This is a genomic window from Lacticaseibacillus rhamnosus (assembly GCF_900636965.1).
Classification (GTDB): domain Bacteria; phylum Bacillota; class Bacilli; order Lactobacillales; family Lactobacillaceae; genus Lacticaseibacillus; species Lacticaseibacillus rhamnosus.
In genome coordinates this window covers 561,663-575,437 of sequence record NZ_LR134331.1, presented here as the reverse complement: position 1 = coordinate 575,437, position 13,775 = coordinate 561,663, and the positions used below count along the sequence as shown (strand labels likewise).

Genomic DNA, 13,775 nt, shown 5'->3' with positions numbered 1-13,775 from the left:
TGAAAAGGGCAGCGACTGACCGCTGCCCCAGAAATAGTTGCTTAATTACTTAGGTGCATCGGACAAGGTCCAGGTGATCGCAGCTTGGTACTGACCGGCTGTTGCGGTTGGGTTTTTGTCCAGTATAAGCGTGGTTCCACTGTTCTCAGTGATCGCTGCCGTATTTTTCCCTTGCCCCTGTCCATTATCGGTAGCAGTCGCTGCTTCAGCTTTCCAAATCGTAACAGCAGAACCGGCGATAGGGATTTCAGGCAAAGTTCCTCCAGGATTAATAGCGTTAACACTGGTGTTGTCCGTCTGAACGTTTGTACTAGCGAGCTTCAATTTCCCTGCCAAAAGTTTTCCAGCAGTGTTTTTCATTTGGCCGAGCTGAGCAGTTAGTGTCCATCCAGCGTTGCTCCCTCGCAAGTCAGTTACACTCAGATTACCCGTGTTATTTCCATCCATAGCATCTGTTCCATTTTTGACCGGACCATTACCAACAGCATTGTCGACTAAGGCTGGTGATACTTGGCCCGCAGCCAAATCGGCGATGGCGATCTCCCCAAAGTTAAGATCGGGAACTGCATCAAGTGTCAGCTCTCCCCCTTTTAAGTTAATTTCAGCCACAGAAGTTTTAGTCTGATCAGCAGCAAAAACCTGTCCAACAGGGAGTAGCATACCAGCAAGTGTCAACGCGGAAATACCCGCTGCAATATAATTAACCTTCTTCATTGTCTTATTCCCTCCGTATTGTTCTTCCTGTAGTTTACTATCTATCTTACTGGTTTAAATATAACATGATGATGTTTGAGCAATCAAAGAATACGTTTACTTGTTAACTCGGTTCTCAATCGCGTTGTATCCCTTAATCTATCACTCATTTTTTACAAATACTCGCTCCTAATAAAGCTTCACTGCGACTCAATAAGCGAAATATACTATTCTCGGCATTATCTAACGCTTGTTATCGTTTAATCAAAAAGTCGGTTTTACTCATCTGTTTTAAAACGACTCATTTGGACTTTCGGCAGAAATTAACCCGAGTAGCAGTTAGGACTCTGTAAATCTTTTGCTTGCGCCTTTCCGATCACCAAAAAATTTCTACCCACCCAAGGCTTCAAAATCTTTGATATTTCACAACTTTTGCCTTTTTTTCAATTTTGCTTTCAAAATTAATTTTCAATTAGTGATTGACATGAAATCAAATCATGCTAGACTAAAATGCAAATACAAATGCAACGCGAAAGACAAGTAGTTGTGTTCATGGATTCAGCGAGCTTCGGTTGGTGTGAGGAAGCATTCAGGACATAGCGAATATCCCTTTCAAGCAGGACACCGAACCTTCAGTAACGTGTCATGGGGGCACCCATTACAGTGCTAGCATATCGTCATTTGACCGTATGCGATGAAGACCAGGCCGTTTTTGGCTATGGTGAATTAAGGTGGTACCGCGCAAAGTCGCCCTTAGCAAATGCTAAGGGCGACTTTTTTCGTCTATCTCCGTTGTGAGAGCATGCTTGAACCGTTCACGTATCTCAATTAAGGAAGTGATGCAATTGGAATCTGACATTAGTCATATTAAACCGATGACAACCGCTTTAAACGTTACGCAACTTAAAACATTTTTATTGGAGGCAGTTCAATGGAATTATCTGAAAAAAAACTCAAAACCCGTGATTATGTCGTCATTGCATCGCTTTTGTTTGGCCTTTTCTTTGGCGCCGGCAATTTAATTTTCCCGTTACATTTAGGGCAACTGGCTGGGGCCAATTGGTTCCCGGCAATGCTCGGATTTTTGGTCACCGCCGTTGCATTACCATTACTTGGCGTTTTGGCCATCGCCGCAACGCATGCTGAAGGTGTTTATGATATTGGCCGTCCACTTGGCCGCTTCTTTGCCTTAGCGTTCATGGTGCTCATTCATGCCACGATCGGGCCAATGTTCGGCACGCCGCGGACTGCCACTGTTTCCTTCACCACCGGCGTCTTACCGATGTTACCAAAAGCCTGGCAACAAGGCGGCTTGCTTGTCTTTTCGGCTTTATTCTTTGGGGCTGCTTTTTTCCTGTCATACAAGGAACGCAAAATTACCACAGCTGTTGGTAAAGTCTTAAATCCCGTCTTCTTACTATTGTTATTCTTCGTCTTCTTCATCGGTTTCTTACATCCAATGGGGAATCCGGCTGCCCAAACAGTAACGGCTGCGTACAAAAATGGCGGCAGTTTCATGAGCGGCTTCCTGCAGGGTTACAATACCATGGACGCGCTTGCTGCCTTAGCCTTTGGTGTGACTGTCGTAACGGCGGTTCGCGGTTTAGGCTTGAAAAACGATGATCATGTCTCCAAAGCAACGGCTAAGGCTGGGGTCATGGCTACGAGTTGGATCGCGTTAATCTACGTTGCCTTGATCGTCTTAGGAAGTATGTCTCTGGCCCACTTTAAGCTTAGTGCTGAAGGGGGAACTGCTTTTAATCAGGTGGTTACGTTCTACTTTGGTACTGCTGGCCACGCTGTCTTGGCAACCTTGCTAACGCTGACCTGTTTGACCACCGCGGTAGGTTTGGTCGCGGCATTCGCGCAGGACTTCCACCGGCATTTCCCTAAAGTCAGCTATCAGGTCTGGCTTGGATTGACAAGTTTTCTGTCATTCTTAACCGCCAACTTCGGACTTGAACAAATCATTGCATGGTCCGTTCCAATGCTGATGTTCCTATATCCTTTCTCAATGGTTCTCATCTTACTATCGGTCTTTGGCAAAGCGTTCCATCACGATCCACTAGTTTACCGAATCGTTGTAGCATTCACCATCGTTCCGGCTGTGCTCGACATGTTTGCAGCTTTCCCCGCCGTTGTCAGTCAAAGTTCGTTAGGCTTGGCATTGCATAGCTTCCAGCTTCATTTTCTACCATTTTCCGCAATGGGTCTCGGCTGGCTCGTGCCGGCTGGTGTGGGTCTCGTCCTTGGCCTCGTCGCACATGCAGTCAAAGTTCGCAGAGCAGTCGCAGCAACTCATCTCGAAGCTGAACAAAACTAAGCTAGTACACGATATCTGATCAACCCAAAAGCCAGCTTAATTTCAAGCTGATGACCGGATATTGTTTACAAATGCCAAATCCATAAAAAGGCAGGTACCGAAGACTTCACTTCTAAGTCTTCGGTACCTGCCTTTTATGCCGCTATCATAATCCTTCAAAGCTTCTTTATTCTTGCGAAGCTGAACTATCTGGCATAATGACGAGAACTAACATTATTTGGTTAAGCGTCTTGATAACGTCCTTAAACGTTATCTGAAGCGGTTTCAAAAAATCTTTTTGAAGCATCCGTTTCAGCATATCATCAGAAAAGTTTGCCTTAATGTACTTCTTAACCGGCGTCAATGAAGCTTTTATAAAAGTAAGATTAGTCGTCGGCGTGGTCATGATCAACCGATTTTCAAAGCTGATTGGGCATTGTTGCCGGTGTGCAACGGATTCGATTAACGCCTGCCACAGTCGCTCCAATGTGTTATGCGGTTTATCAGAAATCGTGAAGTCATCAGTTCCCTGGGTAACAGCCTGAACTCCCTGATCCATCTTCACATGAATGTTGTCGTGCGTCGCTGCCTGCGCTGCTACCACCATAGCTTGTTCTTCAGCAGTATGTTTCGTCTTCGGTTGGTTGGAACCTTTATTGCTCTCCTGCTCAGTTTTAATTGTAGGTACTGAACTGCTAGATGCTTCACTCTTGGCATCTGTCTTTTTAGACCCAGCTTCTGTTGTTGCGTTCGCATCCCTGCTACTCGTGGCTGAGGAATTCTCAGACACTTGACTGCTCTCCGATGCCTGCTCCTCTTGTTGACTGCCGGAATTTGATGCCGAGCTGTCATTGATAACCGATTCGCTGGTCTCTGCTACGGTAATCACCGGCGTTTGATTAGCTTCCGATGATATATCATCTTGTACACAAGTTTGATCGTCCGTATTCTTTTGGTCAGTATCAATCTTTTGTGTGGTTGTGTCCGCTGCTGTTGGCGGCGCTGATGCAGCAAAAGCCGATGCCTGATCAGCCATTACCGTTGATACACCCAAGCCAAGCATGGCAGCTAAGCCGAACGCCCATGCCTTTTTCATCTTAACCCTCCGCTTAAACACTAAAATATTAGTATCCCTTTAACTACTCCGACATTAATATACCGCATCTTACAAACAAAGTCACTGGACTTTAGACCTAAAAATGTACCACGGCTTTATGCTTAAGTTTGGATCAACCGTCTGCCAAGTTCGCCTTTTTGAATGATCATCCGTCAACTGACTAGTGGGTAGCCGTCTCCAATGTGCATCGTTTAATGAGAAAAGCGCATTTTTGCCTAAGCCCTGGTCAAAGCAGTTCTCATCGTATATCAACCTTGTACAGCTTACGATTTGTCACCGGCTATTGACAACAGTTGTTTTTTAGCCTAATGTGATGTCAATATCTTAGAAGCGAAAAGATGAGTACCCAGGCGAAGATCCTCAGCGAGTTGTCATTTTGGTGCAAGACAATGATCGGGAACTGGTGAAGATGGTCTTTTAAAGCATTCAGTTGCAAACGGCGACCGCAAGCAACTGACGGGCACTCCCGTTACTGAGTTAGAGTATCACACATCAAGATGTGTCGTACTTAGAGCGAGTCGACCATTTCGACTAATCAAGGTGGTAACGCGGAAAGAATCCGTCCTTGTCTATTAATAGGCAAGGGCGGATTTTTTGTTCCCTCCTCGGCCTCAATGAAGTTTGAAGTCAAAATGCTATATCGGGTTGCCCGACTAAAGAATTCGCTTGAGTATCAACATCTGCATATATTGTTATTTTGGGAGGAACGTTATGTGGAAAATTATTACCGATGCAGTTCCGCAAATGATAGCAGCCGGCATTAAATACACCATTCCAATTGCACTCGTGTCATTTGCGATCGGCCTGATCATCGCGCTTGTAACCGCATTGACGCGCATATCGGTTCGTAAAGGCATTTTGATTCGAATCGCAAAAGGAATCGCCGTTTTTTACGTTTGGCTCTTTCGCTCAACGCCTTTGCTAGTGCAGTTATTCATTGTTTTCTTCGGCTTACCCAGCCTCATCATCCCGGGTATTTTCCCGCATGGCATCAAGTTAGATCCCGTGGCCGCGGGAATTATAACGTTCTCACTTAACACAGGCGCGTATTGTGCCGAAACGATCCGCGCCTCGCTGTTGTCGATTGATTCCGGGCAATGGGAAGCGGCTTATGCAATTGGATTGCCGCGGCGACTGGTACTGCGCGAAATCATTATTCCTCAAGCACTACGAACGGCCATCCCGCCACTGTCAAATAGTTTCATCAGCCTGATCAAAGACACATCCCTTGCTGCCTCGATCACCATTGTCGAAATGTTTCAAGTCAGCCAACAAATCGCGGCGGAAAATTACCAACCATTACTGATGTACTCAATCGTTGCGCTTCTGTATGCCATTGTCTGCACTTTCTTAGCTTGGGGTCAGCGGCATCTCGAAAAATTCACATCACGCTACAATGCCAATGCACAAACCACGCAATTATAATCCGCTATTTTGAAAGGAAGAACGCTATGTTAAAGAAAAAATTGTGGTTCCTGTTGCCGCTTGTGGCCTTGGTAACCTTCACGCTCACTGCTTGCACCAGCGCATCATCTGACACGTCAAAAAACAGTGACGTCACCGCCGAACTCATCAACAAAAATGAGCTTACCATCGGCCTTGAAGGAACTTATGCGCCATTTTCTTATCGCAAAGATGGCAAACTTGAAGGCTTCGAAGTGGAACTGGGGAAAGCCTTAGCCAAGAAAATCGGGGTTAAGGCAAAATTCGTGCCCACCCAATGGGATTCGTTGATTGCAGGATTAGGCAGCCAGAAATTTGATCTCGTACTGAATGATATTAGTGAAACGCCCGCACGCAAAAAGGTCTACAACTTCACCACCCCGTACATGTACTCGCGTTATGCCTTAATAACCCGCAGCGATAATACCACCATCAAATCGCTTGCCGATATTAAAGGCAAAACATTTGTTGAAGGCACCGGCACGCCCAATGCCGCTTTAGCCAAAAAATACGGCGCTAAGATCACCCCGTCTGGCGACTTTACCGTATCGCTTAGCCTTGTGAAAGAAAAGCGGGCAGACGGAACCATCAACGCCTCGGCTGCATGGTATGCCTTTGCCAAGAATAACTCAACCGCGGGCTTAAAGAGTCAAACCCTCAAAGATAGTGTCGTTAAACCCGATGAAGTAGCTGGCATGGTCAGCAAAAAATCGCCTAAACTACAAGCCGCACTTTCAAAAGGCATTCAGGAACTACGCAAAGACGGCACGTTGAAAAAACTGTCGCAAAAATATTTTGGCACCGATTTAACCACCAAGTAATCATGCCATTCAGCCAGCAAACATTGCCCGTCAATCTGCTTCATTGACGGGCATACATAAAAGAACACTATTCATTAAAGGAGGTCGGGTTTTAATGACCCAATTCAATACCAAACTCGTTCATGGACCGCAACTAAATGTCGACCAAGCCGGTGCTATCGTGCCACCTGTATATCAAAGTGCCATGTTCCGCTTTGCTCCTGATGGTCAGGAAACCCACTGGGACTATGCGCGCAGTGGTAACCCGACCCGTGAATACTTGGAACGTCAGATTGCTACGCTAGAAAATGGCGATGCCGGCTTTGCGTTTTCCAGCGGCGTTGCAGCGATTGCAACGGTGCTTGCGATTTTTCCCGACCACAGTCACTTCATTATTGGTGATTCGCTCTACAGTGGCACCGATCGCCTCATCAACCAGTATTTTTCTCAACATGGTCTGACGTTTACGCCAGTGGATACGCGTGATCTGGCAGCGGTGGAAGCCGCCATCCGCCCCGAAACCAAAGCAATTTTCTTCGAGACTTTTTCCAATCCGCTTCTCAAAGTCAGCAGTATCAAGGCTATCAGTGCCCTCGCCCAAGCCCATGATCTGCTAACGATTGTCGACAACACGTTCTTAACCCCTTATTACCAGCGGCCACTTGACCTCGGTGCCGACATCGTTCTACACAGCGCCACCAAATACCTCGGTGGCCACGGTGATCTCATCGCCGGCCTCATTGTCTCCGCTCACCCCGACATCAGCGAGAAGCTCGCTTTCCTGCAAAACACGATCGGCGCCATTTTAAGCCCGCTTGACTGTAGCCTCGTCACCCGCGGCATTGCCACCCTCTCCGTTCGCCTTGATCGTGAAACTGCAAACGCCCAAGCCATCGCCGAATTTCTAGCGCAGCACCCAGACGTTGCCCACGTTTACTACCCCGGGCTTAAAAACGATCCCGGTTACGCATTAGCCCAAAAAGAAACCACGGGTGCCAGCGGACTCTTGACGATCAAACTAGCCGACAACATTGATCCCTTAAAGTTCGTTAACAGCACCAAAATTTTCGACTTTGCCGACTCACTTGGCACCATCTCCAGTCTAGTCAAACTACCTTGGTTTAAGCTCCCGGAAAACAAACGCGCCGATTCAGGTTTGACACCGCAACATGTCCGGATTGCAATTGGCTTGGAGGATCAGCAGGACTTGATTGACGATCTGGCGCAGGCACTGGTTGCAGCGGAAAAATAGTAGCAAAAAGAATATCTATTACTTTTGCTAATAGACGCGAGGTGACAAAGTGAAACAGGCTCAGTCGTTAAGCTTGAAATACTGGTTGATCATTTTCTGTACGATTATCATTCTCAGTCCGATTGCTTATATGATAAGCACCTGGGTGGGACCATCAGCAACCTACATTCGTCTCATCGCTATTTTTCTGATTGCTTGGTTGGCAGTAAAAATAGCTAAATACTTTACAACCAACAAAGAGACGAAATAGTGCGTTGTCCTTTCTTAATTACCATTCCGCAGAATATAGCATAATCAACTAACAACGACATTCTCAACTTTGACATATTTTGAAACGAATTTGGCATAAGCCATTCAAAGTTTGAAGAGTGCCAACATTCAACCATACTCAACAAAAACATCTAGTTAGTTCACTTGCAGTCGGATCTGGCCAAATATATCAGCGGACGTAAAAATGTGCTCTGTCTATCACTGTTACACTGACGGTGATAAACAGGGCACATTTTAGCGTTCGTTTAGATATCTTATCAATCGATACTAATCTTCATTATATGGCCATCCAATTGAAACTGGTTGGTTAAGATCAGCCGTTCCATCTGTTTCAAGCGATTGCAGCGCCTGCAATGCAAGTCGCAACCTGCTCGTGTAACCGTGCCAGTTATCGTCATCCCGACCTGCGTTTAAAGCCGGCACATACGGTAAAAAGTTAACGCGTTTGGCTGTGATCGTTAATCCCGCCGCCTTACAAATCAACGGCCATTCCGTATCCGTCAGCAAACCATCTGAATTAGCCAAAATATATCTGGCAGCCATCTGACTCACCGCACAGCAACCAGCAGTAATATCCAGATCAGGCAAAGCAAACACTTCAGAAGCCGCCTTATTCGTAATTGCCTCGGTTTCTCGCCAAGTTGCCGGATAACCCCGCATGTTTTCTGAACTTCGACCAATAATCTGATAACCATCATCAACTCGAAGCTGGGCAATAAAGGTCTTAAACTCAGATACATTTGCCTCGATCCCTGTCACTACTTTATCAAAATCGCAGTAAAAAAAAGAAGCGCGGTAACGAACCTGACGCAATCCAAAATCAAGCACCCGCCGCCGCGCATCAGCCGCGCCACGAGGTTCAATGATGCGAACATGAACGCTGGGAAAAGTTTGCAATAATTTGGTAATTTCACGATCTGTAATCGTACTAACTGTCAGATAAGCAGCCGAGAAACTATCACTAACTACTGCCAGAACCCGTTTTAACTGCGGCAAAGACACATTGGGGTGGTGAACCGTTGCGAGTAAGACTGGTTGCATGCTAACCACAACTCCTTTGCACGTTACTGTTGACATGGGCTAGGACTAACGAATCTTATCGAAACCGAGAATTAACAAATTCCGGTTTCTCCATCTCGTGCTTGCCAGTTGTGTCCCCTTTTCGTCCCCCTTAACGTAATCCTGACACTTTCTAAGGTGAGCTAAATCAATGAGAACACTGATATAAAGGCATTTTCATTTCTAAAGTACGCTAATAAACGCTAAATAATGCCTCCACCGAGATTCGAACTCGGATCTGTGGTTTCGAGGACCATTATGCTATCCATTGCACCATGGAGACTTACAGATTCCATTATAACAATCTTGTTCAATGTTGACGCACGCAATCTTCCCTGCCGCTCATTTTCTCAAGACAAAAAGCGACGATCAACTGACTCAATTGATCGCCGCTTCTGTTTTTCGCTTACTTATAACTATTGGTTTTACTAATCATCAAACTTAAACAAATCTGTCGACAAATACCGCTCACCATTATCCGGTGCTACTGTGGCGACACTCTTGCCTTTGCCGAGTTTCTTTGCGATTTCAATCGCACCGAAAATGTTGGCGCCAGCGGAAATGCCTGGTAGGAAGCCTTCTTCATGACTGACGTGGCGAGCCATGTCGATAGCTTGGTCGCTGGTGACTTCAATGATGTCTTGATAGAGGTTCGTATCTAAGACGTCTGGAATAAAGCCGGCTGAGATCCCTTGAATCTTGTGCTTGCCGCCATGGCCTTCTTTTAGCATTGGTGACTCCGCCGCTTCCAGCGCATAGATTTTCACATCTGGGTTAATCTTACGCAAAGCCCGACCAACCCCGGTGAGTGTTCCGCCTGTGCCGACACCGGCTACAAAGGCATCCGGGGTGCCACCATCAAATGAACGGATGATCTCTTGTCCGGTCGTGCGTTCGTGGACGTCTGGGTTAGCGGGGTTCTGGAATTGCATTGGCAAGAAGTAGCCATTTTCCTTGCTCAATGCTTCAGCTTTTTTGATCGCTCCCGGCATTCCATCGGCACCCGGCGTCAAAATGAGTTCGGCTCCGTAACCACGCATCAAGGCTCGCCGCTCAACACTCATTGTTTCCGGCATGGTAATGATGAGGTGGTAACCTTTTGCGGCCGCAACCAGTGCCAGGCCAATGCCGGTGTTGCCGGACGTTGGCTCAACAATGGTGCCGCCTGGCTTCAAGACCCCTTTATATTCAGCGTCTTCAATCATCGCTAAGGCAATCCGGTCCTTGACTGAACCACCGGGATTAAAGAATTCCAGCTTGACATAAACATCCGCGGCGCCTTCAGGTACAACGCGATTGAGCTTGAGTAGCGGCGTATTGCCAATTAAACCTGTAATATTATCTGCTGCTGTCACCATAATAAAGCCTCCCTAAATAATCGGCGAACGGTTTTCATTGCGATGATCCGCGATGTGGCGAACCCAATTGTCAAAAATCGTTCGCTGCGTTTTCTTCCAATTAAACTTCGGATGGTCATAATCGTTTTTGTGATGGTAATAGTGTTTAGCCCGTTTATAGCTAATCTCAGGGTGTGCGGCCACTTCCCGCTTGTATTCCGAATCCAGGCCCCACCGGTCATATTCAATATGCGAAAAGATAAACGTTTGGGTGTCAGTCGGTTCCGTCACCATGAAGAGTTTCCCCTTCGTTGTTGTCGCATTGATCGTTAAGCGGGGATCGTTACGAATATCGCGTACATCCATCTCGGCATACCGAGCATGTGGGGACTTAAAGCCTTCTTTTAAACCTTTTAAAAATGGGTGCGGTTCAAGAATTGTTTGCGGATAAACGCCGAATAACTTGTGCGGAAGAATCAACTTGCTGACGCCGAAAAAGTAATTTAGCGCCACCATCCCGCCCCAGCACAGGTACATTTGGTTGGGCACATGCTGACCTAATGTCTTTAGCAGCGTCCGCACCTCGGCGATATAGTGAACCTGATCAAATTCCAGCGTTTCAATCGGGGAGCCGGTGATGATGAACCCGTCCATCGTTGCCGCTTCGTGAATATCCAGCGGCTCCAGAATCGAGCTCACCGCTTCCGGTACTTCCCGACCAGCGTAATGGGTCATGGGATAGTAAAAATGCAACTCAACTGGGATATCGGTGTGGCTCAAAACGTGTTGCAGCCGCGTTTTGGTATCGGCTTTGTCGTGCATCACGTTGAGAATCCCGATTTTAAGTGGTGCTTCTGTCAAGGTTCACCTCCCAACCCGGCTAATTGACTCGCATGAACCGGCAAAATTTTGAAACGATTGCTTGCAGACACCGTTAAGCAAAATACTGCCGATGTCTCACCTGCACGAACACATCAGGAGGATATCCTGATAAAGCTGATAGCGCCAACATCGCTTGTTACCAATAAGGTTTGCCATATTTTAATACCCTCCCTTTCAGTAACTATATACTAACTAAATGTAAGATCGATAGCAACCTTTGACCTTATTTTATTCGCGTCTTCTTTTCGAATAATTAGTTTTTAAATGATCTTCGTCTAGCCAACTTTAACCGTTCATAAGTAAGTGATATCCCGCGCTACAAAAAGTGGTCATACCTATATAATTCAAAAATATAAACCCGGAGAATTCCACCTTATTAAAATAAACATGCGCCTCCGGGTGTTAAATAGTTCATGTTGTTTTAAAATGTAAGTAGTTCTAAGTACCTTTAAGGAGGTTTTTTAATATGCGCACGCACACTTCACCTTCCATCGTTAAACTAGCCGCAGTTGGGGCGGTTGCGGGGTTGGTTTCCGGTTTAGTCAAATTAGGGTGGGAAAATATTCTGCCACCACGCACACCGGAACGCGATGCGACTAATCCACCGCAAACTTTTCTACAACAGCATGGCTTGACACCGGCAGAAACACACGCAACTTACACCTATTCAGGCCACCAGATTCCATGGGTTAGTCTGCTGGTTCATTTTGGCTTTTCATCAAGCTTAGGGGCACTTTATGCGGTAGCCGGGCATTATGTTCCGCTGTTCAAACTGGGATATGGCAGTATGTGGGGACTGGGTGTTTGGGCCGGCGCGCATTTATGGGCGATGCCTGCACTAAAGATCGTCCCAGCCGCAAAAGATCAGCCAGCTGAAGAACATCTGTCCGAAGCTGTGGGACACATGGTGTGGAATACCGTCAACCAAATCGTTATCAGCGACATGTTGCGGGAAAAACACGCCTAGTCTTTTGCCGATGCTGAAACGGTGATCATCATGAGCGCGAGCCAGCTCGGGTAAAAGTTTGAGGACCGTTTTATACTCGCGTTTTATCATCCCGCTTTGAATTTTTCCCGCGTGCTGATTCGGCGTTCAATCGCATCTAAGAAAGGAGCGGTGTCTGTGTCAAAACCCTCTACTTCTTGGCAAACCAAATGGCCGGAACGCATTAGCTATGGTTTAAGCGATGCAGCAGATAATTTGGTGTTTCAGGTGATGACGTCTTATCTGTTGTTTTTTTATACCGATATTTATGGCTTACAAGCCGGCGCGGTTGCCTTACTCTTTCTCATCGCGCGGATTGCCGATGTTTTTGAGAGTCCGATTGTGGGCTTGATGATTGACCATACCCGTTCGCGCTTCGGTAAAAGCCGGCCGTTTTTCCTCTGGTATGCCTTGCCGTATGCAATCTTTGCCGTGCTAACGTTTGTCACGCCAGGGTGGTCGGCAAATGGCAAACTCGTCTGGGCCTATGTCACTTACCTCATGCTTGGCTTCTTATACACGGCGGTGAATCTGCCTATTACCTCGGTGTTGCCGACGTTGACTCAGCAGCCACAGGAATTAACCCTGCTAGGAGTCATCCGCCAGTTCTTTGGCAGTTCGGTGCAAATCATTGTCGCCGTCTTCACCTTGCCATTAGTCGCCTTCTTCGGTCGCGGCAATGATCAGCGCGGGTTTCTCTTAACCATGACGCTTTTTGCCGGCATCTCGCTCGTCCTGATTCTGAATACGTTTATTCATATCCGTGAACGATTTACTCAGGAAAAAATCGCTCACCAACCGCTAAAAGTTGTGGCTAAAATTGCGGTGCATAATCGCCCGTGGCTGCTGCTATCATTGATTATTTTTACGTACTGGCTGTTGACCGCCATTAAAAATCAGACCACGGTTTACTATTTTAAGTACACTTTACACGATCAAGGCTTGGTATCATGGGCCAATAGTTTTACTTTTTCTTCGCTAATCGGCGTTTTATTGATCCTGATCATTGCAGGCCGGTATGGGAATAAGCACACGATGCGTCTGGGTATGATCATTGGCTTAATCGGCCAGCTGGTCATGGCAGGTGGCGTTTATGCGCGGAACTTGTGGATTTTATTTCCGGGCATTTTGATTAACAGCGTCGGCCAAGGGATGATTGTCGGTTTAGTGTCGATTATGTTAGCCGATACCATTCGCTATGGCGTCACCCTCGGCGCTCAGGCGGAAGGCTTATTTGCCTCCAGCAACGATTTCGGCGTTAATCTGGGACTCGGCATCGGCGGCCTCATCACTGCCGGACTCTTCGACCTCACCGGATACGTGCCCAACACCAGTCAAAATGCTGCAACGCTTGGCATGATTAACCTGAATTATGTCTGGCTGCCGTTGCTGTTGTATGGCCTGTTGTTGCTTTTGATTCACTTTTATCCGGAAAAGCAGATGTTAGCTGCGATTGAAAAGCATCAGGCTTAAGTCGCCACCAATGATATGGGCTGATGTTTTGCCCGCTCACATGCCAATGCATTTTCCCAGCATCGCGCTCCCCGGCGCAGAATTCTGCGTGTAAGGACCTTAAGCGCAATGGCCAAGACCGGGCCATCACGCTTAAGGCCACTTACACTCCGACTTCTAACC

The 13,775-nt window shown here is 46.8% G+C and carries 12 protein-coding genes, 1 tRNA gene and 1 other annotated feature; of the genes, 7 read left to right on the top strand and 6 right to left on the bottom strand.

Features of this window, described 5'->3' with window-relative positions; genetic code table 11:
* Window positions 1-45 precede the first annotated feature (45 nt).
* Window positions 46-714, bottom strand: coding sequence for a WxL domain-containing protein (locus EL173_RS02865; protein WP_005691714.1), 669 nt, complete (start codon window positions 712-714; stop codon window positions 46-48).
* A gap of 910 nt (window positions 715-1,624) precedes the next feature.
* Between EL173_RS02865 and brnQ the strand changes: the two genes are divergently transcribed.
* Window positions 1,625-3,016: a branched-chain amino acid transport system II carrier protein gene (brnQ, locus tag EL173_RS02855; protein WP_005691712.1), complete on the top strand. Its 1,392-nt coding sequence runs from the start codon at window positions 1,625-1,627 to the stop codon at window positions 3,014-3,016.
* Window positions 3,017-3,182: 166 nt separating this feature from the next.
* On the opposite strand, the gene EL173_RS02850 is transcribed toward brnQ, so the two are convergent.
* Window positions 3,183-4,091: a hypothetical protein gene (locus EL173_RS02850; RefSeq protein WP_005691710.1), complete on the bottom strand. Its 909-nt coding sequence runs from the start codon at window positions 4,089-4,091 to the stop codon at window positions 3,183-3,185.
* A 345-nt stretch (window positions 4,092-4,436) separates the two neighbouring features.
* Window positions 4,437-4,682 (top strand) — a binding site (T-box leader).
* Window positions 4,683-4,823: 141 nt separating this feature from the next.
* On the opposite strand from EL173_RS02850, the gene EL173_RS02845 reads away from it, so the two are divergent.
* The 4 genes from EL173_RS02845 (at window position 4,824) to EL173_RS02830 (ending at window position 7,857) form a co-directional block, all read left to right on the top strand.
* Complete coding sequence (locus EL173_RS02845; protein WP_005691707.1) at window positions 4,824-5,537, top strand: amino acid ABC transporter permease; 714 nt, start codon at window positions 4,824-4,826, stop codon at window positions 5,535-5,537.
* Between the two features lie 26 nt (window positions 5,538-5,563).
* Window positions 5,564-6,376, top strand: a complete 813-nt coding sequence (locus EL173_RS02840; RefSeq protein ID WP_005684222.1) for a transporter substrate-binding domain-containing protein — start codon at window positions 5,564-5,566, stop codon at window positions 6,374-6,376.
* 94 nt (window positions 6,377-6,470) lie between these two features.
* Window positions 6,471-7,607 (top strand): trans-sulfuration enzyme family protein, encoded by a 1,137-nt coding sequence (locus EL173_RS02835; RefSeq protein ID WP_019728490.1) that lies wholly within the window; start codon window positions 6,471-6,473, stop codon window positions 7,605-7,607.
* A 49-nt stretch (window positions 7,608-7,656) separates the two neighbouring features.
* A complete protein-coding gene (locus EL173_RS02830; protein ID WP_005691700.1) occupies window positions 7,657-7,857 on the top strand; it encodes a hypothetical protein in 201 nt (66 codons plus the stop codon).
* Between the two features lie 287 nt (window positions 7,858-8,144).
* Here EL173_RS02830 and EL173_RS02825 read toward each other — a convergent pair whose 3' ends face one another.
* The 4 genes from EL173_RS02825 to EL173_RS02810 all read right to left on the bottom strand — a co-directional run bounded on the left by EL173_RS02825 (window position 8,145) and on the right by EL173_RS02810 (window position 11,134).
* Window positions 8,145-8,918 carry a hypothetical protein gene (locus EL173_RS02825; RefSeq protein WP_014571143.1) on the bottom strand — a complete coding sequence of 258 codons (774 nt, stop codon included), beginning with the start codon at window positions 8,916-8,918 and terminating at the stop codon, window positions 8,145-8,147.
* Window positions 8,919-9,147: 229 nt separating this feature from the next.
* A tRNA-Arg gene (locus EL173_RS02820) sits at window positions 9,148-9,219 on the bottom strand.
* 145 nt (window positions 9,220-9,364) lie between these two features.
* Window positions 9,365-10,294: a cysteine synthase A gene (gene cysK, locus EL173_RS02815; protein WP_005691697.1), complete on the bottom strand. Its 930-nt coding sequence runs from the start codon at window positions 10,292-10,294 to the stop codon at window positions 9,365-9,367.
* A 12-nt stretch (window positions 10,295-10,306) separates the two neighbouring features.
* Window positions 10,307-11,134 (bottom strand): homoserine O-succinyltransferase, encoded by an 828-nt coding sequence (locus EL173_RS02810; protein ID WP_005691695.1) that lies wholly within the window; start codon window positions 11,132-11,134, stop codon window positions 10,307-10,309.
* Between the two features lie 487 nt (window positions 11,135-11,621).
* Here EL173_RS02810 and EL173_RS02805 point away from each other — a divergent pair, with 487 nt between their 5' ends.
* Window positions 11,622-12,122 (top strand): DUF1440 domain-containing protein, encoded by a 501-nt coding sequence (locus EL173_RS02805; RefSeq protein ID WP_005691693.1) that lies wholly within the window; start codon window positions 11,622-11,624, stop codon window positions 12,120-12,122.
* A gap of 156 nt (window positions 12,123-12,278) precedes the next feature.
* A complete protein-coding gene (locus EL173_RS02800) occupies window positions 12,279-13,613 on the top strand; it encodes an MFS transporter (RefSeq protein WP_014571142.1) in 1,335 nt (444 codons plus the stop codon).
* Window positions 13,614-13,775: the final 162 nt, after the last annotated feature.

What these genes read in the sequence shown, in the direction of transcription:
- EL173_RS02865 (WP_005691714.1), bottom strand. Translation starts at nt 714, where the DNA reads ATGAAGAAGGTTAATTATATTGCAGCGGGTATTTCCGCGTTGACACTT.
- brnQ (WP_005691712.1), top strand. Translation starts at nt 1,625, where the DNA reads ATGGAATTATCTGAAAAAAAACTCAAAACCCGTGATTATGTCGTCATT.
- EL173_RS02850 (WP_005691710.1), bottom strand. Translation starts at nt 4,091, where the DNA reads ATGAAAAAGGCATGGGCGTTCGGCTTAGCTGCCATGCTTGGCTTGGGT.
- EL173_RS02845 (WP_005691707.1), top strand. Translation starts at nt 4,824, where the DNA reads ATGTGGAAAATTATTACCGATGCAGTTCCGCAAATGATAGCAGCCGGC.
- EL173_RS02840 (WP_005684222.1), top strand. Translation starts at nt 5,564, where the DNA reads ATGTTAAAGAAAAAATTGTGGTTCCTGTTGCCGCTTGTGGCCTTGGTA.
- EL173_RS02835 (WP_019728490.1), top strand. Translation starts at nt 6,471, where the DNA reads ATGACCCAATTCAATACCAAACTCGTTCATGGACCGCAACTAAATGTC.
- EL173_RS02825 (WP_014571143.1), bottom strand. Translation starts at nt 8,918, where the DNA reads ATGCAACCAGTCTTACTCGCAACGGTTCACCACCCCAATGTGTCTTTG.
- cysK (WP_005691697.1), bottom strand. Translation starts at nt 10,294, where the DNA reads ATGGTGACAGCAGCAGATAATATTACAGGTTTAATTGGCAATACGCCG.
- EL173_RS02805 (WP_005691693.1), top strand. Translation starts at nt 11,622, where the DNA reads ATGCGCACGCACACTTCACCTTCCATCGTTAAACTAGCCGCAGTTGGG.